The 19,168-nt window shown below is 67.7% G+C and carries 16 protein-coding genes; 5 read left to right on the top strand and 11 right to left on the bottom strand.

Going from position 1 to position 19,168, the window contains the following annotated elements:
* Positions 1–17 precede the first annotated feature (17 nt).
* Both J2851_RS14450 and zapE read right to left on the bottom strand, forming a co-directional pair.
* Positions 18–509: a hypothetical protein gene (locus J2851_RS14450; protein ID WP_209766985.1), complete on the bottom strand. Its 492-nt coding sequence runs from the start codon at positions 507–509 to the stop codon at positions 18–20.
* Between the two features lie 114 nt (positions 510–623).
* Entirely contained in the window at positions 624–1,778 is a 1,155-nt protein-coding gene (gene zapE, locus J2851_RS14445) for a cell division protein ZapE (protein ID WP_209766984.1), read from the bottom strand.
* Positions 1,779–2,209: 431 nt separating this feature from the next.
* Here zapE and J2851_RS14440 point away from each other — a divergent pair, with 431 nt between their 5' ends.
* The gene (locus tag J2851_RS14440; RefSeq protein WP_307419607.1) at positions 2,210–4,432 is read left to right on the top strand and encodes a sensor histidine kinase; all 2,223 of its coding nucleotides are present in this window, start codon (positions 2,210–2,212) and stop codon (positions 4,430–4,432) included.
* Between the two features lie 328 nt (positions 4,433–4,760).
* Here J2851_RS14440 and J2851_RS14435 read toward each other — a convergent pair whose 3' ends face one another.
* From J2851_RS14435 to mdh, 6 genes are all read right to left on the bottom strand, one after another.
* Positions 4,761–5,138, bottom strand: a complete 378-nt coding sequence (locus J2851_RS14435) for a hypothetical protein (protein WP_209766982.1) — start codon at positions 5,136–5,138, stop codon at positions 4,761–4,763.
* A 146-nt stretch (positions 5,139–5,284) separates the two neighbouring features.
* A complete protein-coding gene (odhB, locus tag J2851_RS14430) occupies positions 5,285–6,541 on the bottom strand; it encodes a 2-oxoglutarate dehydrogenase complex dihydrolipoyllysine-residue succinyltransferase (RefSeq protein WP_209766981.1) in 1,257 nt (418 codons plus the stop codon).
* 42 nt (positions 6,542–6,583) lie between these two features.
* Positions 6,584–9,505, bottom strand: a complete 2,922-nt coding sequence (locus J2851_RS14425; RefSeq protein WP_209766980.1) for a 2-oxoglutarate dehydrogenase E1 component — start codon at positions 9,503–9,505, stop codon at positions 6,584–6,586.
* 161 nt (positions 9,506–9,666) lie between these two features.
* Complete coding sequence (sucD, locus tag J2851_RS14420; protein WP_209766979.1) at positions 9,667–10,542, bottom strand: succinate--CoA ligase subunit alpha; 876 nt, start codon at positions 10,540–10,542, stop codon at positions 9,667–9,669.
* 1 nt (position 10,543) lies between these two features.
* Entirely contained in the window at positions 10,544–11,740 is a 1,197-nt protein-coding gene (sucC, locus tag J2851_RS14415; protein WP_209766978.1) for an ADP-forming succinate--CoA ligase subunit beta, read from the bottom strand.
* 213 nt (positions 11,741–11,953) lie between these two features.
* Positions 11,954–12,922, bottom strand: a complete 969-nt coding sequence (gene mdh / locus J2851_RS14410; protein WP_014241628.1) for a malate dehydrogenase — start codon at positions 12,920–12,922, stop codon at positions 11,954–11,956.
* Positions 12,923–13,193: 271 nt separating this feature from the next.
* Here mdh and J2851_RS14405 point away from each other — a divergent pair, with 271 nt between their 5' ends.
* Entirely contained in the window at positions 13,194–13,667 is a 474-nt protein-coding gene (locus J2851_RS14405) for a hypothetical protein (RefSeq protein ID WP_209766977.1), read from the top strand.
* 44 nt (positions 13,668–13,711) lie between these two features.
* Here the strand turns inward: J2851_RS14405 and J2851_RS14400 are convergent, their stop codons facing one another.
* Together J2851_RS14400 and J2851_RS14395 are read right to left on the bottom strand one after the other, a co-directional pair.
* Complete coding sequence (locus tag J2851_RS14400) at positions 13,712–14,938, bottom strand: DUF2336 domain-containing protein (RefSeq protein ID WP_209766976.1); 1,227 nt, start codon at positions 14,936–14,938, stop codon at positions 13,712–13,714.
* 465 nt (positions 14,939–15,403) lie between these two features.
* The gene (locus J2851_RS14395) at positions 15,404–16,972 is read right to left on the bottom strand and encodes a lysine--tRNA ligase (RefSeq protein ID WP_209766975.1); all 1,569 of its coding nucleotides are present in this window, start codon (positions 16,970–16,972) and stop codon (positions 15,404–15,406) included.
* Between the two features lie 338 nt (positions 16,973–17,310).
* Between J2851_RS14395 and J2851_RS14390 the strand changes: the two genes are divergently transcribed.
* The gene (locus J2851_RS14390) at positions 17,311–17,634 is read left to right on the top strand and encodes a DMT family transporter (protein WP_209766974.1); all 324 of its coding nucleotides are present in this window, start codon (positions 17,311–17,313) and stop codon (positions 17,632–17,634) included.
* A 42-nt stretch (positions 17,635–17,676) separates the two neighbouring features.
* On the opposite strand, the gene J2851_RS14385 is transcribed toward J2851_RS14390, so the two are convergent.
* The gene (locus J2851_RS14385) at positions 17,677–18,078 is read right to left on the bottom strand and encodes a response regulator (RefSeq protein WP_209766973.1); all 402 of its coding nucleotides are present in this window, start codon (positions 18,076–18,078) and stop codon (positions 17,677–17,679) included.
* A gap of 424 nt (positions 18,079–18,502) precedes the next feature.
* Between J2851_RS14385 and J2851_RS14380 the strand changes: the two genes are divergently transcribed.
* Positions 18,503–18,775, top strand: coding sequence for a type II toxin-antitoxin system ParD family antitoxin (locus J2851_RS14380; RefSeq protein ID WP_209766972.1), 273 nt, complete (start codon positions 18,503–18,505; stop codon positions 18,773–18,775).
* A 2-nt stretch (positions 18,776–18,777) separates the two neighbouring features.
* On the top strand, positions 18,778–19,092 hold the full coding sequence (locus tag J2851_RS14375) for a type II toxin-antitoxin system RelE/ParE family toxin (protein ID WP_209766971.1): 315 nt from the start codon (positions 18,778–18,780) through the stop codon (positions 19,090–19,092).
* Positions 19,093–19,168 lie beyond the last annotated feature (76 nt).

Here is a 19,168-nt window from a genome sequence, read left to right as displayed (position 1 = left end):
AGAACACCATTCTGCGCTCAGCGGCCGTTCCGGCTCATGTGCGTCGGTACGGAGGCGCCGGAGCCGGTGGGCTGCGACCCGCCGCCGAAGGGGCCTCCGCCCGCGAGCGCGTGCATCAGGGAATTCCAGTCGCGGCGGAACTGCGTCCCGAAGTCGGTTCCGCCCTTTTGGGCCGGGCGCGCCGGGCGGACCACCTGGGACGCCCGAGCGGTGGTCTTGGCCTTGGCGGCGCGGGTCTCCGCGCGGACCGTTTTCACAGGCGGGGCCGGTTTGCGGCCCGGGATGGGGGCCGCGGGAGCCGTGACCACCGGCGGTTCGCCGGACCGCGAATTCCGGGAAAAGGCGTCCTGGCACAGGCCCTGGTCCCGCGCCTGGTCGAGGTCGCCCCCCTCCAGCAGCCAGCAGTCGACATTGCCCGCATCCGCCCCGAAGCTTCTCCCCGAGGCGCCCGCCGTGGCCGCCACGAGGAGCGCCAGCATCAGTGCGCCGCGCCGGACCCGCCCTGGCATCTCCCGCCGCCTCCATCGCCGTTGATCCCATTCCAGGAATACAACGCAAGGCGGGAAAACTTCTTCAACGCGAAGCGGGAGTAGACCGACATCGCCGTGGTACCCCCGGCGGCGTCAGGTCAGGTGCTGCTGGCGCAGATAGTCCTCGGACTGCATCTCCATCAGGCGGCTGACGGTGCGTTCGAACTCGAAGGCGTGGGTGCCCTCGGGGTAGAGGCGTTCCGGCGGGCCGTCGGCGGCGACGACCAGGTTCACTTTGTGCTCGTAGAGGGCGTCGACCAGAGTCATGAAGCGCTTGGCCTCGTTGCGCAGCTCGTCCTTCATCGTCGGCACGTCGTGGATCAGCACGGTGTGGAAGTGCGTCGCGATGGCGATGTAGTCGGCGGCGCCCAGCGGTTTGCCGCACAGGCTCCAGAAGTCGACGAGCGCCACGCATTTGGCGGCGCGGGCGATCTCCACCCGGCGTCCCTGCACCAGCAGGTGCGTCGGCTCGCCCGGGGCGCCGTCGGTCAGGGTGGCGAAGGTGTCATTGATGCGGCGGTCGGTGTCCGGGCCCAGCGGCCAGAAATAGACGGGCTTGCCCTGCAGGCGGTCCAGCCGGTAGTCGGTCGGTCCTTCCAGCGCCAGGACGTCCAGCTTCTCCTTCAGCAGCGCGATGAAGGGCAGGAACAGCTCCCGCTGGAGCCCGTCCTTGTAGAGCATGTCCGGCGGCCAGTTGGAGGTCGCAACCACCACGACGCCCAGGTCGAACAGGTTGGTGAACAGCCGGCCCAGGATCATCGCGTCCACGACGTTGGTGACGTGGAACTCGTCGAAGCACAGAAGCCACGCCTCCTCGGCCAGCGCGCGGGCCAGTTCCGGCAGCGCGTCGTCGGCGTCCTTCCCCCTGGACTTGCCCGACTGGCGGTGCTGGTGGATGCGCTCGTGCACCTCCAGCATGAATTCGTGGAAATGGACGCGGCGCTTCCGGTCCACCGGGGCGGTGTCGAAGAACAGGTCCATCAGCATGGACTTGCCGCGGCCGACGCCGCCGTAGAGGTACAGGCCCTGCGGCGCCTCCACCGGCTCCGGCCGCGGGCGGCCGAGGCCGAAGCGTTCCAGCCAGCCCGCCTTGGCGCCGCCGCCGTTGGTGGCCGGCTGCGGGCGGTAGCCCTGCAACGCCTTGTAGAGGCTCTGCAGCTTCTCCGCGGCCAGTTCCTGGTCGGGGTCCGGGCGCAGCGTGCCGGTGCCACGGCGGGCGCGGTAGAGCGAAAGCGGTCCGTCAGACATGGAAGCGGGTTCCGGGGATGCAGGTCTTGGAGGGTGGCCTTCGGTGGAGGAAGACCTGTTTTAGGTAGCGGATGCGCCGCCGCAGGGCAACGGGCCGGGCATTGCCCGGCGGGCAGGGCAGGCGCCCGCCAAGCGGTCACCCCCTGCGTCTTGTACCGCCGGGCGGCGTCGGCATAAAGGGACAATCGCGCGTGGGCGGCGGTTCCGGAGCCCTGTCCGGGCGGTTAAACTTCCGTTATGCATTTCGCGCGAGAGTGACGCCGGAGATCATCGACCCGTTTCCCTTTTTGATCCCGTCCAGGCCCCCGCTGCGGGTGGGGCCGCGTGCCTAGGAATCCACCGCCGCCATGGTCCACCCGCATCCCGGCCGCCCCGTGACCCCGCCGTCCCAAGCCGTTGACCAGCCCCCGCACGCCCTGGGTCGCGGTGTCGTGCGGCGCGCCCTTCACGCGTTCGGGTCGGTCCGCTTCCTGATGCGCGCGTCTGGCCTGACCTTCATCGCGGTGGTGAACGCGATGATCGCCTACGGCGTCTGGCAGCACCATCGGGAGGCGGTCGGCGCGGCCGAGCGCGCCACGCGCAACCTGGCCCTGGTCCTGGACGAGCAGGCGGGGCGCACCGTGTCGGGCGTCGACCTGCTGCTGACCGACCTGCTGACCCTGCTGGACGTGCACCCGGACGGGCGAAGCCGGGGCAGCGCCGCGATCCACGAGCTGCTGCGCGCCCGCCGCGCCGCGCTGGCGCCGCTCGCCGGTCTGGTGGTGGTGGACGAGACCGGCGTCACGCTCCACCATTCCGCCGATACGAATCCGCCGGACGTCGCGGTGGGCGATCGGTCCTATTTCGCCGTCCATCGCGATGGCGCCGCTCCAGCCGACGCCATGGCGCCGCAAGGGCTCTTCGTCGGGCCGCCCATAGCCAGCCGGGCTTTCCCCGGCACCAGCGTCATCCCGATGAGCCGCCGCTGGACCCGTCCGGACGGGCGGTTCGGCGGCGTGGTCGTGGCCATGCTCAATCCCGCGCAGCTCGGCACCAGCCTGGAGGCCATGGGGGGTGGCGGAGACGGCACGGCGACGCTGGCGCTGCGCGACGGATCGGTCCTGCTGCGGCGGCCGGCGGACAAGCCGGCCGACAAGCCCGACAGCAGCCCGGCGCGGCTCGACGGCTGGGCGGAGATCCAGCCGCTGCTGTCGGCGGGCCGGGAGGGTACGCTGCACACGGCTCTGCCCGGCGACGGGCGCCCGGGCATCGTCAGCCTGCGCCGCGGCCGGACGCACCCCTTCGTCGTGATCACCGCCGTGGCGCAGGCCGACGCGCTGGCCGAATGGCGGCGCGACAGCGCGGTCTGGACGCTGATGGCGCTGGGCATGACCGCGGTGATCGCCCTGCTGACCATTCACGTGGAGCGGCAGCAGGCGCGCCGCGACCAGGACCAGGTGAGGCTGGCGCGCGCGTCGCGCCGCATCCGCGGCATCCTGGATTCCATGGTGGACGCCGTGGTGACCATCGACGCCCACGGCCGGATCGAGACCTTCAACCCGGCGGCCGAGCGCATGTTCGGCCACGCCGAGGCCGAGGTGCTGGGGAAGAGCGTCAACCTGCTGCTGCCCGAACCGATGCATGCCGATCACGACCGCAGCATGGCCGGCTATCGTCCGGATGCGGGCTCGCGCATCATCGGCAGCGACCGCGAGGTGCTGGCCGTCCGCCGCGACGGCTCCACCTTCCCGATCACGCTCGCGGTCAGCGCCGTGCGCTTGGAGGGGCGTTTGGAGGACGAGGCCGGGTCCAGGGGCGAGGAGGGTGGCCAATGCGTCTTCGTGGGCGTCATCCGCGACATCACGAAGCGCAAGCAGCAGGAGGCGGAACTGCTCGCCTCCAAAAGCCAGGCGGAGATGGCCAACCGCGCCAAGTCCGAGTTCCTGGCGAACATGAGCCACGAGCTGCGCACGCCGCTGAACGCCATCATCGGCTTTTCGGAAATCCTGGACAGCGAGTTCTTCGGCAAGCTGAACGACCGCCAGAAGGCCTGCGCCAAGGACATCCACGACAGCGGCAAGCATCTGCTGGACATCGTCAACGCGGTGCTCGACATGTCGAAGATCGAGGCCGGCCGCTACGAGCTGACCGAGGAGGTCGTCGATCCCGCGGAGGCGCTGGCCCAATGCCTGATGATGGTCCGCGACCGCGCCCAGGACGCGCGGGTGGACCTGCGGAACGGCATCACCGACGGCCCCGCGGGTGAATTGCCGGCGGTCTGGCTGGACCGCCGGGCCTTCAAGCAGGTCGTGCTGAACCTGCTGTCCAACGCCGTGAAGTTCACCCCGGACGGCGGCCGCGTCACCCTGTCCGCCCGGGTCGAGGAGGACGGAAGCCTGGCCGTGTCGGTGGCCGACACCGGCATCGGCATCGCGCCGGAGTTCATGGAGCACCTGTTCCAGCCCTTCCGCCAGGCCGACAACACCGTGTCCCGCACCTTCGAGGGCACCGGGCTGGGCCTGTCGATCTCCAAGAACCTCATGGAGCTGCACGGTGGTTCGCTGAGCTGCGCCAGCACGCCGGGCATCGGCACCACCATGACCGCGCGCTTCCCCGCGGAGCGGATCGTCAAGCCGGGCGAAACGGAGGCGCTGGTGGTCGCCGCGCTGTCGTGAGGGCGGGGCCCTTATCAGGGCGATTGCACTTGAAATCCCTCTCCCGTCCCGGGAGAGGGAAGGGACCCGCGCGAAGCGTGGGAAGGGTGAGGGTCTTCCAAGGATCAGCGACTTGATCCTTGTCGGCACCCTCACCCGGCCCTTCGGGCCACCCTCTCCCGGGACGGGAGAGGGATCTGGCGCCAAATGCGATAGCCCTGGGGCCCTTATTGCCCGGCCTTGAGTCTACCCGGCCGGGGCGCTACATTTTAAAGCAGGTGGCGACGTCTGTAAGGGATGCCGGGTAGCCTTCGGGTCCGTGGGGCGTGCTTCTCTCCCCAGTCGCCACCTATCTGTTTCTGGCGGGGCGGACCAAGCGCCCGGATTGGCTGAATTTAGCGATCTGCCGCTTGTTGGATCGATGGAAGGTCAGCAAATAGACCTCCCGGCGGTCCATGGTGGTTTTGAGGGACGCCAGCCACCATTCCTTTTCAAGGCAGGCCACCACGACGTGGCGCTCGCGGTCCGTCCGGACTTCGCCGTCATCCAGCACGGCTTGCAGGCAGGCGAAATCCTCCGCGGTCCAGCCGTGCTTCTTGTGTGAGTCCCGCGTTTCCGAGGACAGGAATACGCACGTCGTCTTGGCGCCGAGTTGCGCCTGGATGTCGGTCGGCAGGCGGGCGACGACCGTGATGCCGGAGGAGTCGGAGTCGAGGAATTCCTGCACGGGACCACCGCGGCATCCGGTTGCGGACGGCCGGCCAAAGAAAAGGCGCCTTGCGGCGCCTTCAGGAGACCGGAAACCCGAGGCTTCCGGAAAGCGGGTGCGGAAGGGGCGTGCCCTTCCGCTTCCCTTTAAGATCGAACCTTAAATCACACGTCCAGCAGCAGGCGGCGCGGGTCCTCGATGCACTCCTTGATGCGCACGAGGAAGGTGACCGCTTCCTTGCCGTCGATGATGCGGTGGTCGTAGGACAGGGCCAGGTACATCATCGGGCGGATCTCGATCTTCCCGTTGACGACGACCGGGCGCTCCTGGGTCTTGTGCATGCCCAGGATGGCCGACTGCGGCGGGTTGATGATCGGGGTCGACATCAGCGAGCCGTAGACGCCGCCGTTGGAGATGGTGAAGGTGCCGCCGGTCAGCTCGTCCATGGACAGCTTGCCGTCGCGGCCCTTCTTGCCCAACTCACCGATCTTCCCCTCGATGTCGGCGAAGCCCATCTTGTCGGCGTCGCGGACGATCGGAACGACCAGACCCTGCGGCGTGCCGACGGCGACGCCGATGTCGTAGTAGTTCTTGTAGACGAGATCGGTGCCGTCGATCTCGGCGTTGACGGCCGGGATCTCCTTCAGCGCCTGGATGGCGGCCTTCACGAAGAAGGACATGAAGCCGAGCCGCACCTTGTGGCGCTTCTCGAAGTAGTCCTTGTACTCGTTGCGCAGCGCCATGACGTTGGTCATGTCCACCTCGTTGAAGGTGGTCAGCATAGCGGCGCTGTTCTGGGCCTCCTTCAGGCGCTCCGCGATGCGCTGGCGCAGGCGGGTCATGCGGACCCGCTCCTCCTGCGCGGCGCGCGGGCGGTCGCCGGCGGTGCCGGCGGTCCACTGGTACTTCTGCGGGGCCGGCGCAGCGGTCGGCGCAGCGGCGGGGGCCGCCGGCTTGGCGACGTGGTCGATCACGTCGCCCTTGGTGATGCGGCCGTCCTTGCCGGTGCCGGCGATCTTCGACGCGTCGAGGCCCTTCTCCTCGACCAGCTTGCGGGCGGCCGGGCCGGCGTCGGCCAGCGCCGCCACCGAAGCGCCCGCCGGAGCGGGGGCGGCCGCGGCGGCCGGAGCCGGGGCAGCAACCGCGGCCGGAGCGGCGGCGGCCGGGGCCGCGGCGGCGACCGCACCCTCGCCGATGATGCCGAGCAGGGCGGCGACGCCGACGTTGGAGCCTTCCGGAGCGACGATCTCGGCCAGCGTGCCGGCGGCCGGCGCGTTGACCTCAAGCGTGACCTTGTCGGTCTCCAGCTCGACCAGCGGCTCGTCGGCGGCGACCGGCTGGCCGACCTGCTTCAGCCAACGGGCGACGGTGGCCTCGGAGACCGACTCGCCCAGCGTGGGGACCTTGATTTCGGTAGCCATTTGTTCCTCTTGATCTTTCTTGTTCTACGCTTGGGCGTGGGGTCAGCGGATGGTCAGCGCGTCTTCCAGGAGCTTCGCCTGCTCCTGGTTGTGGCGCTTCAGCAGGCCGGTGGCCGGCGACGCAGCGGCGATGCGGCCGACGTAGCTGGGGCGGCGCGCCTTGTGCTCGATCGACATCAGGGCGCCTTCCAGACGGCGGTCGACGAAGGCCCAGTAGCCCTGGTTCTCCGGCTCCTCCTGGCACCACACGACCTCGGCGTTCGGATAGCGGGCGAACTCCTCGGTCAGGGCGGAGCGGGGGAACGGGTAGAGCTGCTCCAGGCGGATGATCGCCACGTCCTTGATGCCGCGCGCCGTGCGCTCCTGCAGCAGGTCATAATAGACCTTGCCGGTGCAGACCACGATGCGGCGAATCTGCTCGGCCGGCAGCAGATCGGCCGGGGCCGTCTCGCCGATCACCCGGCGGAAATGCGAGCCCTCGGCCAGCTCCGACAGGTTGGAGATGCACAGCTTGTGGCGCAGCAGCGACTTCGGCGTGAACAGGACCAGCGGCTTGCGGAACGGCCGGCGAACCTGGCGGCGGAAGGCGTGGAACAGGTTCGCCGGGGTCGTCAGGTTGCAGATCTGCCAGTTGTCCTCGGCCGACATCTGCAGGAAGCGCTCCGGACGGGCCGAGGAGTGCTCCGGACCCTGGCCCTCGTAGCCGTGCGGCAGCAGCAGCACGAGGCCCGACATGCGCAGCCACTTCGACTCGCCCGACGAGATGAACTGGTCGATGATGGTCTGGGCGGTGTTGGCGAAGTCGCCGAACTGCGCCTCCCACAGCACGAGGCTGTGCGGCTCGGCCAGCGAGTAGCCGTACTCGAAGCCGACGACGGCCGCTTCGGACAGCGGGCTGTCGTGCACCTCGAACGGGCCCTGGTCGGCGCGCAGGTGGTTCAGCGGGATGTACTTGTTCTCGTTGTTCTGGTCGTACATCACCGCGTGGCGGTGCGAGAAGGTGCCGCGGCCGGAATCCTGGCCCGACAGGCGGACGCCGTTGCCCTCGACCAGCAGCGTGCCGTAGGCGAGCGCTTCGGCCGTGGACCAGTCGATGCCCTCGCCGGTCTCCAGCGACTTCTTCTTGGCCTCCAGCTGGCGGGCGATCTTGGAGTTTATCGCGAAGTCCTTCGGGTACTCGCAGAGCTTGAAGCCAACCTCCTTGAGCACGTCGAGCGCCACGCCGGTGTTGCCCTTGCGCTCGTCGTCGGTCTTGGCGGCCTCCAGGCCCGACCACTTGCCTTCCAGCCAGTCGGCCTTGTTCGGCTTGAAGGAGTTGGCGGCCTCGAACTCGCCTTCCAGCTTCTTCATGAAGTCCTGGACCATCTGGTCGGACTCGGCCTGGGTGAGGACGTTCTCCTCCACCAGCTGCTTGGAGTACAGTTCGCGCGTGGTCGCGTGGGCGCGGATCTTCTTGTACATCAGCGGCTGGGTGAAGCCCGGCTCGTCGCCCTCGTTGTGGCCGTGGCGGCGGTAGCAGACCATGTCGATCACGACGTCCCGCTTGAACTTCTGGCGGAACTCCGTGGCGATGCGGCTGATGTGGACGACCGATTCCGGATCGTCGCCGTTCACGTGGAAGATCGGCGCCTGCACCATCTTCGCCATGTCGGAGCAGTAGACGCCCGACCGCGAGTAGGTCGGGTTCGTCGTGAAGCCGATCTGGTTGTTGATGATGAAGTGCATGGTGCCGCCGGTGCGGTAGCCGCGCAGCTCCGACAGGCCCAGCGTCTCGGCCACGATGCCCTGGCCGGCGAAGGCGGCGTCGCCGTGGATCAGCACGCCCATCACCTGCTCGCGCTCCAGGTCATGGCGCTGCGCCTGCTTGGCGCGCACCTTGCCCAGCACGACCGGGTTCACCCACTCCAGGTGCGAGGGGTTGGCGGTCAGCGACAGGTGGACGATGTTGCCGTTGAAGTCGCGGTCCGACGAGGTGCCCAGGTGGTACTTCACGTCGCCCGAGCCCTGCACGTCCTGCGGGCTGGACGGGTTGCCCTGGAACTCCGAGAAGACGGCGGCGAAGGGCTTGCCCATGAAGTTGGTCAGCACGTTCAGGCGGCCGCGGTGGGCCATGCCGACGACGACTTCCCGGAGGCCGAGCTGGCCGCCGCGCTTCAGGATCTGCTCCAGCGCGGGGATCATCGACTCGCCGCCCTCAAGGCCGAAGCGCTTGGTGCCGGTGTACTTCAGCTGCAGGAACTTCTCGAAGCCCTCGGCGGCGATCAGGCGCTCGTAGATGGCGCGCTTGCCGTTCACCGTGAAGTCGGTGTGGTTGCGCCCGCCCTCGATGCGCTCCTGGATCCAGGCCTTTTCTTCCGGGTCCTGGATGTGCATGAACTCGACGCCGATGTTCCCGCAATAGGTCTTCTGCAGGATTTCCAGGATCTGGCGCAGCGACGCCGATTCCAGGCCCAGCGAATAGTTCAGGAAGATCGGGCGGTCCATGTCGCCCGGCCCGAAGCCGTAGGTCGCCGGATCAAGCTCCGGGTGCGGCTCGCGCTTTTCCAGCTGCAGCGGGTCGAAATGCGCGTTCATGTGGCCGCGCACGCGGTAGACGCGGATGAGCATCAGGGCGCGGATGCTGTCCAGCGTGGCCGCGCGCAGCTGCTGGTGGCTGATGCCGCCGTACACCTGCTGGGTGTGGGCGACCAGCGCGCCGTTGCCGTTGGCCGGGGCGGGGGCCGGCGCCTCGAACGAGGCCGCGACGGGGTCCAGCGTGCCGTTGCCCAGACCGTCCTCCAGGCCCCAGGAGGGGCCGTTCAGCTCGGTGAGCACGGCGCGGGAGTCGTCGTCCAGCTCCTTGAAGAAGCCGTTCCAGCTCGGATCCACCGAGGAGGGGTCCTTCAGGAAGCGCGCGTACAACTCCGCAACATATTCGGCGTTCGAGCCGAACAGGAACGAGGTCTTCTCCAGATTGACCGACATGTCATTGCCTCGGGCGTTTCGCCCGGTTCCCTCTGAGTGTTTTTATTCGTCCCCGCCGGGGGCAAACGGCCCTTGGATCCCATTGTTCGCGGGATCCAAGGGCCGCCGGACCCGTGACAGGGCGTGCGGGGGAGCAAGTCCCCCGCCTTTGCCTGCCTAAATCAGCCCTTGAAGACCTTGAGCATGGTGGAACCCAGGCTGGCCGGGCTGTCGGCGACGGTGATGCCGGCCGACTTCATGAACTCGATCTTGAAGTCGGCGGTGTCGTTGCCGCCGGAGATCACGGCACCCGCGTGGCCCATGCGGCGGCCCGGAGGCGCCGTGCGGCCGGCGATGAAACCGACGACCGGCTTCTTGGTGCCGGAGTCCTTGATGAACTCCGCACCCTTGACCTCGGCGTCGCCGCCGATCTCGCCGATCATGATGATGCCCTCGGTCTCCGGGTCCTTCAGGAACAGCTCCAGGCTGTCCACGAAGTTGGTGCCGTTGACCGGGTCGCCGCCGATGCCGATGCAGGTCGTCTGCCCCAGGCCCGCCGCCGTGGTCTGCGCCACCGCCTCATAGGTAAGCGTGCCGGAGCGCGAGACAATGCCGATCTTGCCGCGCTTGTGGATGTGGCCCGGCATGATGCCGATCTTGCACTCGTCGGGCGTGATGATGCCCGGGCAGTTCGGCCCGATCAGCCGGGTCTTGGAGTTGCCGAGCGCGCGCTTGACGCGGACCATGTCCAGCACCGGGATGCCTTCGGTGATGCAGACCACCAGCGGGATCTCGGCGTCGATCGCCTCCAGGATGGCGTCGGCCGCAAACGGCGGCGGCACGTAGATGACCGAGGCGTTGGCGCCGGTCTTCTCGACCGCGTCGGCCACCGTGTCGAACACCGGCAGGTCGAGGTGCTTGGTGCCGCCCTTGCCCGGGGTGACGCCGCCGACCATCTTCGTGCCGTAGGCGATCGCCTGCTCCGAATGGAAGGTGCCCTGGGCTCCGGTGAAGCCCTGGCAGATCACCTTCGTGTTCTTATCGACGAGAACAGCCATCTTACGCGGCCTCCTTCACGGCCTTGACCACCTTTTCGGCGGCATCGGCGAGGTTGTCGGCCGACAGGATCGGCAGACCGGACTCGCTGAGGATCTTCTTGCCCAGGTCGACGTTGGTGCCTTCCAGGCGGACGACCAGCGGCACGTGCAGGTGCACCTCGCGGGCGGCGGCGACCACACCCTCGGCGATGACGTCGCAGCGCATGATGCCGCCGAAGATGTTGACCAGGATGCCTTCGACGTTCGGGTCGGACAGGATCAGCTTGAAGGCCGCGGTGACGCGCTCCTTCGTGGCGCCGCCGCCGACGTCGAGGAAGTTGGCCGGCTCGCCGCCGTACAGCTTGATGATGTCCATGGTGGCCATCGCCAGGCCGGCGCCGTTCACCATGCAGCCGATGTTGCCGTCGAGCTTGACGTAGTTGAGGCTGTGCTTGGCCGCCTCGATCTCCGCCGGATCCTCTTCGGCCTCGTCGCGCAGCTCTTCCACGTCCTTGTGGCGGAACAGCGCGTTGTCGTCGAAGCTCATCTTGGCGTCGAGCGCCAGGATGTCGCCCGAACCGGTGACGATCAGCGGGTTGATCTCGACGATGGCGCAGTCCAGGTCCACGAAGGCCTGGTAGGCGGCGACGATGAACTTGGCGGCGGCCGAGACCTGCTTGCCCTCAAGGCCCAGCGCGAAGGCGACCTTGCGGGTATGGTAGCCCTGGATGCCGGTGGCCGGGTCGACGGCGACCTTGACGATCTTCTCCGGCGTGTTGTGGGCGACCTCTTCGATCTCCATGCCGCCTTCGGTGGAGGCGATGATGGTGACGCGGCCGGTCGCGCGGTCGGTCAGCAGGCCGAGGTACAGCTCCCGCTTGATGTCGGCGCCTTCCTCGACGTAGATGCGCTTGACTTCCTTGCCCTCGGCGCCGGTCTGCTTGGTGACCAGGACGTGGCCCAGCATCTCGCCGGCGTTCTTGCCGACCTCTTCGATGGACTTGACGACGCGGACGCCGCCCTTGCCCTCGGGGTTGTCCTTGAAGCGGCCGGCGCCACGGCCGCCCGCGTGGATCTGCGACTTCACGACCCACACCGGGCCGCCCAGCTCGCGGGCCACGGTCTCGGCTTCCTGAGGCGTGTAGGCGACGCCGCCGCGGGGAACCGCGACACCGTACTTCTTCAGCAGGCCTTTGGCCTGGTATTCATGGATATTCATCGGGCGTCCATCTGTTTTTTTGGTCGGCTGACGATGGGCGGAATAAGAGCAGGCGTTTCCTGCATGCCGGCGCGCAAAGGCGAAAGACCATGGAAAGGCTTACGCCCTTTGGCGCGCAGGACCGCGGTTACTGTATCACCCGGGACGGACGGTGCAATCGCCCGTCCCGGGCAATAAAGCCGCAGGCCGTCAGCAGACAGAAAACAGGCCGCCTTAGGAGGCGGCCTTCTCTGCCTGCTGCTTCTTGACCACCTCGACGAGCTGCTTCACAGCGTCGACCGAGTGGTCGAACATCTTCTTCTCTTCGGCGGAGAGGTCGATCTCGATGATCTTCTCGACACCGCCGGCGCCGATGATCGTCGGGACGCCGACGTAGAGGTCGTTCTGGCCGTACTGGCCGGTCAGGTAGGCGGCGACCGGAACGACGCGCTTCTGGTCCTTCAGGTAGGACTCGGCCATCTGGATGGCGGAAGCGGCCGGGGCGTAGAAAGCCGAGCCGGTCTTCAGCAGCTTGACGATCTCCGCACCGCCGTCGCGGGTGCGCTGCACGATGGCGTCCAGCTTCTCCTGCGTGGTCCAGCCCATCTTGACCAGGTCCGGCAGCGGGATGCCGGCGACGGTCGAGTAGCGGACGAGCGGGACCATGGTGTCGCCGTGGCCGCCCAGCACGAAGGCGGTGACGTCCTCGACGGAGACCTTGAACTCGTCAGCCAGGAAGTAGCGGAAGCGGGCCGAGTCGAGCACGCCGGCCATGCCGACCACGCGCTCCGGCGGCAGGCCGGAGGCCTGCTGAAGCACCCACACCATCACATCCAGCGGGTTCGTGATGACGATGACGAAGGCGTTCGGGGCGTACTTCTTGATGTTCTCGCCGACGGTCTGGCAAACGCCGGTGTTGATGCCGATCAGGTCGTCGCGGCTCATGCCCGGCTTGCGCGGCACGCCGGCGGTGACGATCACGACGTCGGCGCCCTCGATGACCGAGTAGTCGTTGCCGCCGCTGAGCTTGGCGTTGAAGCCTTCGACCGGGGAGGTTTCGGCGAGATCGAGGGCCTTGCCTTCCGGCATGCCTTCCGCGATGTCGAACAGGACGACGTCGCCGAGTTCCTTCTGAGCAGCGAGCAGAGCCAGCGTGCCGCCAATCTGGCCGGCGCCGACGAGCGCAATCTTCTTGCGAGCCATGGAGCGTTCCCTAAGCGTGAGCGTCCCCCATTCAGCGGAGGACAGAACCGATTGAGTTTAGCGTCCTAGGGATCCAGCGCCCTGAGATTTCGAGGCCGGTTCCTAGCGCGATTCCGCGCCGAGGGCAAGCGTGACCGCAAGCACGGGCGTGGAACTCAGCATCGATTACGGCGAATGGCGGGAACCGCAAACAGGAATTTGGCGTTCGGCGGTCGATCCGCTACACTTTTCACGCTTTGATGACGATTGTTCCAAACGGGAGATTCCGAGCATGAGCCGCTTCGCACCGGCCTTTTTCCTGTCCACCGTCCTGGCGCTCGGCGGTGGCGGCGCGGCGCTGGGACAAACCGTCGCAGACTATGACGCAGCGCTGGCCAAGGCCCCGGTCATCGACGCGCAGCCGCCGGTCGCGCTGTCCTACTGCCGCGTCGTGATGAACTACACCTTCACGTCGATCCCGTCGGGCGAGCGCAGCGGCATCGTCGCGCCGCTGTGGGCCTTCAGCCAGGGCACCAACCCGGAGATCGCCCGCAAGCGTGAGATCTGCGAGCAGGTCCGCCAGCAGGCGGTGATCCAGTTCGACGCCGGCACCGGGGAGGAGATCGTCACCCCGCCGAAGATGACCGACACCAACGCCAACCCGCCCTACAACCCCGACCTCTACGGCCCGGCCGGCGGCCCGCGTGAGCCGATGCCGGGCGACCGCCGCTCCCGCCGCCCCGCGGGGATCATTCCGCAGCAGTAATCGGGCCGCAGCAGTAAGCAGCCGGTTCGGCGGGGTGCGGTCCCTCACTGCACCCCGTACAGCGCGAGGTGCCGGACCATCTCGGCCGGCGAAAGCGGGTAGGCGGTGCCCTGCCGCGCGTTCAGCACCGCGCGCGGCGGGATGGCGGCGGCGCGCGCCTGCACCTGCATGGCGCAGCGCATGGAATAGCCGGCGCGCCAGACCAGGGCCGTCACGGCGCGCGGGTCGCCCGACGCCAGGATGTCGTCCACCGCCGTGGGATGGACGACGGCGCGCAGGGCCAGGGCCGCGCGCACGAAATCCAATTCGTCCCAGGACAGGGCGTCGCCCAGCACCGTCTCGTCGAGCCCGTCCTGGCCATGCAGGCGCAGGGCGCGGCGCTGCGGCGACTCGGCGGCGTCGCGTTCCTCGACCCAGTCCACGCGGCGTCGGGTGACGGCGGCGACCTCCGCCGCGGTGGCGGCGTCGACGTCGGCGCGGGTGCGCAGCAGCTCCAGGACCGAGGCGTCCACCACGTCGGCGAGGCGGAGGAGCAGGCGCCGGGGCAGGGCGGGGCGGCGGGCCAGCCGTTCCTGCCAGTCCCGGGGCCTGCCGGCCGAACCCTCGACCAGCGCCTCCAGCGTGTCCTCCGGGATGATGGCGCCGTTGTTGTCCAGCAGGACGCCGGTCGCCTCAGGATCGCCCGTGCCGACGATGGCGGAGGACACCGGGCCGCTGACCCGGTCGCGCTGGGCGATGGCCGTCAGCGCCCAGCCCGCGGGGTGGGTGGCCACGATGTCCAGCAGGTCGTCGTCGGTCAGGCCGGCGCAGTAATGCAGGATCGGCTCCGCCACCGACCGCTCGACGTCGCGGGCGAGCGCCCGCACGACCGAGGGCGGCGCGCAGGCGACGTCCTTCATGGCGGTGGCGAGCGCCGCGCGCACGTGGGTGACGTGGTCGCGGGTCAGCTGCTCCAGCGCGCGCAGAACGACCGTGGTAACGGTGTCGTGGTCGTCCGGCGGCAGGTCGGGCAACAGGCGGCACAGCTTGCGCGCCAGCAGGACCCGGACGCTCGCGTCGCCCATGCCGGCCAGCCGCGATTCGACCAGGGCCGTGCCGACCCGCCGGCCGACCGCGGTGGGGGAGGGGCGTGGCGGCGGGGAGGCCTCGAACAGGTAGTCCAGCAGCTCTGGCGCGACCCCGTCGTCGGAGTCCCGCGCGGTGCCGTCTTCATCGGGATCCGGCGCGCCCGCCGGCCCGGGCCGCGCCGCGCTGGCCTTGCGCGACTGCATCGGACCATCCAACGCCACGCCGGTTAACGGGGCGCTAATGCGCCGGCCGGCGGCCGGATTTTGTCACCGCGGGGGATTCCAGGGCAGAGGATTCCGGGCAGAAAAAAAGGCCGCTGCCCGTGAGGGCGCGGCCTTTGAGAGTTTAGGGAGGAAACGCACTGCAAAAGCAGTAACGAGAGAGATATTAGTACGCGGAACCCCGCGATGGTAATACCAAGTTGGTATTGGTGCAGTGCAGCGTATGCATGGCGAAGGCGGAATAAAATGTTGTTTGCACACGGTCTGGGCAGGAATTCGCCGGTTTGCACGATGCGGGGCAGGGATGTCGATTGATGGAAACACGAACGATCAAAGCCTGGCATTGTTGCGGTCGAAACGAGGACACAGTGAACTCTGGACGGCACGTCTGGGAAGTCTTCCGAAAACGCCACAGGCCGGCGTTTCGGCCGGCCTGTGGTTGCGCCGTCAGACGGCGAGTTTCTCGCGGATCAGCGCCCTGGTCTCCTCCAGGCCGTAGAGCTGGATGAAGGAGCCCATGCGCGGCCCGGTGGTCTGGCCCAGCAGCACCTCATAGAGCGCCTGGAACCAGGCGCGCAGTTCGGTGAAGCCGTGCTCCTTGCCGACCGCGAAGACCTCGTTCTGGATGACGTCGCCGGCGGCGTCGGCGGGCACGGTCTCCAGCCGCTTCAGCAGATCCTCCAGCGCGGCGCGCTCGGCGTCGGTGGGGGCGCGGTACTGCTTCGTCGGCTTCACGAGGTCCTGGTAGTAGCGGACGGCGTAGCCGACCAGCTTGTCCAGGAAGGGGCTGTTCTCCGGCGTCGCCTCCGGCGCGTAGCGGCTGATGAAGCCCCACATCACGTCCTTCGTCTCGGCGTTCGCCGCTCCCGCCAAGTTCAGCAGCAGGTTGAAGGACACGTCGGAGCGCACCGCCGGCGCCGTGCCGTTGTGGATGTGCCAGGCCGGGTTCTCCAGCGCCTTGGCCGGCTCCTCCACCGGCAGCTTGGCGACGAAGGCCAGGTATTCGTCCACCGCGCGCGGGATCACGTCGAAGTACAGGCGCTTGGCCGACTTCGGCTTCTGGAACATGTACAACGCCAGGCTCTCCGGCGGGGCGTAGGCCAGCCATTCCTCCATGGTCAGGCCGTTGCCCTTGGACTTGGAGATCTTCTGGCCCTTGTCGTCCAGGAACAGCTCGTAATTGAAGCCCTCCGGCGGGGTGCCGCCGAGGATCTTGACGATCTTGCCGGCCAGCTCCGCGGACGGGATCAGGTCCTTGCCGTACATCTCGTAGTCCACGCCCAGCGCGTACCAGCGCATGCCCCAGTCGGGCTTCCACTGCAGCTTGACGTGGCCGCCGGTGACGGGGACCTCGACCTTCTTGCCGTCCTCGTCCTGGAAGACGATGGTGCCGGCGTCCACGTTGCGCTCCAGCACCGGAACCTGGAGGACGCGGCCGCTGGAGGGGGAGACGGGCAGGAACGGGCTGTAGGTCTGCTGACGCTCCTCGCCGAGCGTCGGCAGCATCACCGCCATGATCTCGTCGTAGTTGCGCAGCACGCCGAGCAGAGCCTCGTCGAAGCGGCCGGACTTGTACCAGTCGGTGGAGGACTGGAACTCGTAGTCGAAGCCGAAGCCGTCGAGGAAGGCGCGCAGCCGCGCGTTGTTGTGCGCGCCGAAGCTCTCGTGCGTGCCGAACGGGTCGGGGACCTGGGTCAGCGGCTTGCCGAGGTTGGCGGCGACCATCTCCTTGTTCGGGATGTTGTCCGGCACCTTGCGCAGGCCGTCCATGTCGTCGGAGAAGCAGAAGAGCTTCGTCGGGATGTCGCTCATCCGCTGGAAGGCCTGGCGGACCATGGTGGTGCGCGCCACCTCGCCGAAGGTGCCGATGTGCGGCAGGCCCGAGGGGCCGTAGCCGGTCTCGAACAGGACGTAGCCTTTGGCCGGCGGCGCTTTCGCGAAGCGCGCGACGAGTTTGCGCGCCTCCTCGAACGGCCACGCCTTCGCCTGCAACGCCAGTTCCCGCTCGCCGGTCATGGTAGAGCCCCTTCAAACTCGTAATCTGTGGGAAAGCCAGGGACCCTAGGGCGGACGAGGCCGTCCGTCAACCGCCGGTCGATGCGGCGGCGGCCGTCGCCGGGCGCCGGATGCGACGTTTGAAACGCTGTGAAACACGAAACGCGGTGATGTTTCATTCGGGTGGCGGGGCTGCTGGGTTGGTGAGGGAAGGGAATGTAATCCTACAGATCGGGCGCGGGATTGGCAAGGCGGGCGTTCGCGGACACGAGCCCATACCGTTACGACGTTGATCGCACTTGCCCAAACGGAAAGGAGCGCGCAGATCCGGGTGGGGAATGTTCCCGTCGAGGACCGGAATGAGCTGGCTCTATCTGACCGTCGCCATCGTTTTCGAGATCGTCGGCACCGTGTCGATGAAGATGTCCGAGGGCATGACGCGCCTGTGGCCGAGCGTGGCGGTGGTGGCCTGCTACGTCGTGGCCTTCGCCATGCTGGCCCAGGCCCTGAAGGAGATCGAGGTCGGCGTCGCCTACGCCATCTGGTCGGCCGTGGGCACCGCGACCATCGCCGCCATCGGCATCTGGGTCTTCGGGGAGCAGGCCAGCCTGCTGAAGCTCGCGGGCATCCTGCTGATCGTCGCGGGGGTGGTCAGCCTGCGGATGGCGGGCGGCGGGGCGTGAGCCTCGACGCGCGCCTTCGCCTTTCCGTCATGGAACAACCCGTCAGTGGAACACTTCGAGGCCGGCCGGCAGGTGCGCCGGCTTCTTGCCGCGGAGCATCTGCTCGATCGCCTTGATGCCGGTCATCATGGTCGTTTCCGAAATGGGCTTGGTCATGGAGCCGAGCGCCACGTCGCGGCCGGAGCGTGCCCGCTCCCCGTCGCTGCTGATGAACACCACGGGCAGGCCGTAGCGCTTGTGCAGCACGCGGGCGCAGTCCAGTCCCGAGGACTGTCCTTCCAGGTTGATGTCCATCAGAACCAGGTCGATCCGCCCGCCGTGATCGGCGCGCATGACCTCGGCCGTCGAGGCGAAGGGCCCGACCACTTGGTGGCCGCAGAACCGCAAAACCGTTTCGACGGACAACGCCGCCAGGGCGTCGTCCTCCACAATCATCACCTTCATCAGGAATCTCCCGCCTCTGACCTTCCGACTTATCGCGTCGGCGTTGTTGACAGCGAACAGGCTGGGATCCCAGCCGTTCCGGGATCTCGGGAGAGATTTCGAGGGGAGTCACCACTTTTGGTCGATGGTGGGGCAACCAGGACGATTTGACCGTGCTTGTGGCTGGGCGTGGCGCAGGGCAATTGCACTTGAAATCCCTCTCCCGTCCCGGGAGAGGGAAGGGACCCGCGCGAAGCGTGGGAAGGGTGAGGGTCTTCCAAGGATCAGCGACTTGATCCTTGTCGGCACCCTCTCCCGGGACGGGAGAGGGATTTGGCGCCAAATGCGATAGCCCTGGGGCGTACCGTTGTCCGGATAACAGGGTTTGCTATATTCTGTTATCGGGCGCATTCCGTCGTCAAAGCCCGTCATCGAGGGTTGAGCCATGAACGTATCCCTGACTCCGGAACTCGAACGGCTGATCGAGCAGCGCGTCGCGAGCGGTCAGTACACCTCGGCGAGCGAGGTGATGCGAGAAGCGTTGCGCCTGTTCTTCCGGTATGACGAATCGCGGTCCCGGGAAATCGACCGACTCAACCAGCGGATCGCCGAGGGGCTTGCCCAGCTGGACCGCGGCGAGGCTATCCCCGCCGAGGAGGCGCGCCGCCGCACCAAGGAGCGGATCGCGGCGCGGCGCAAGGCCAAGCGGGCGGACTGACCATGTCCTATTCGGTCGCACCGCTCGCCCTCGACGATCTCGATGATATCCATGCCTATGTTGAGGACGTCGATGATGAAGCTGCGGCCGATGAACTCATTGATGAACTCTACAACGCGTTCGAGCGCATCGGTGCCAATCCAGGCTTGGGACACCGTCGGCGGGACTTGACGGATTTCGACGTTTACTTCTGGACGGCACTCAAATGGTACGCGGTGATTTATCGGAAAGGCGACCCTATTGAAGTCGTTCGGGTCATACCCTGGCGCCGCATGGAGCCGGTCCTGCTGACGCCTGCGGGCGGTCTGTGGATGTGACATTCATCACGCGAAGGCAGGTGTGCGTCAGGACGGAAAGTCGCAGGGAGCCGGGGTGAAATTCCAATTTGGACAT

Source organism: Azospirillum rugosum, assembly GCF_017876155.1.
Lineage (GTDB): Bacteria > Pseudomonadota > Alphaproteobacteria > Azospirillales > Azospirillaceae > Azospirillum > Azospirillum rugosum.
This window is presented reverse-complemented; position numbering and strand designations above follow the sequence as displayed.

Excerpts from the sequence above, each read along its gene's own strand:
- J2851_RS14395 (WP_209766975.1), bottom strand. The coding sequence starts at position 16,972 with ATGACCGGCGAGCGGGAACTGGCGTTGCAGGCGAAGGCGTGGCCGTTC.
- mdh (WP_014241628.1), bottom strand. The coding sequence starts at position 12,922 with ATGGCTCGCAAGAAGATTGCGCTCGTCGGCGCCGGCCAGATTGGCGGC.
- J2851_RS14390 (WP_209766974.1), top strand. The coding sequence starts at position 17,311 with ATGAGCTGGCTCTATCTGACCGTCGCCATCGTTTTCGAGATCGTCGGC.
- sucD (WP_209766979.1), bottom strand. The coding sequence starts at position 10,542 with ATGGCTGTTCTCGTCGATAAGAACACGAAGGTGATCTGCCAGGGCTTC.
- J2851_RS14400 (WP_209766976.1), bottom strand. The coding sequence starts at position 14,938 with ATGCAGTCGCGCAAGGCCAGCGCGGCGCGGCCCGGGCCGGCGGGCGCG.
- J2851_RS14385 (WP_209766973.1), bottom strand. The coding sequence starts at position 18,078 with ATGAAGGTGATGATTGTGGAGGACGACGCCCTGGCGGCGTTGTCCGTC.
- zapE (WP_209766984.1), bottom strand. The coding sequence starts at position 1,778 with ATGTCTGACGGACCGCTTTCGCTCTACCGCGCCCGCCGTGGCACCGGC.
- sucC (WP_209766978.1), bottom strand. The coding sequence starts at position 11,740 with ATGAATATCCATGAATACCAGGCCAAAGGCCTGCTGAAGAAGTACGGT.
- J2851_RS14375 (WP_209766971.1), top strand. The coding sequence starts at position 18,778 with ATGTCCTATTCGGTCGCACCGCTCGCCCTCGACGATCTCGATGATATC.
- odhB (WP_209766981.1), bottom strand. The coding sequence starts at position 6,541 with ATGGCTACCGAAATCAAGGTCCCCACGCTGGGCGAGTCGGTCTCCGAG.
- J2851_RS14450 (WP_209766985.1), bottom strand. The coding sequence starts at position 509 with ATGCCAGGGCGGGTCCGGCGCGGCGCACTGATGCTGGCGCTCCTCGTG.
- J2851_RS14425 (WP_209766980.1), bottom strand. The coding sequence starts at position 9,505 with ATGTCGGTCAATCTGGAGAAGACCTCGTTCCTGTTCGGCTCGAACGCC.
- J2851_RS14380 (WP_209766972.1), top strand. The coding sequence starts at position 18,503 with ATGAACGTATCCCTGACTCCGGAACTCGAACGGCTGATCGAGCAGCGC.
- J2851_RS14405 (WP_209766977.1), top strand. The coding sequence starts at position 13,194 with ATGAGCCGCTTCGCACCGGCCTTTTTCCTGTCCACCGTCCTGGCGCTC.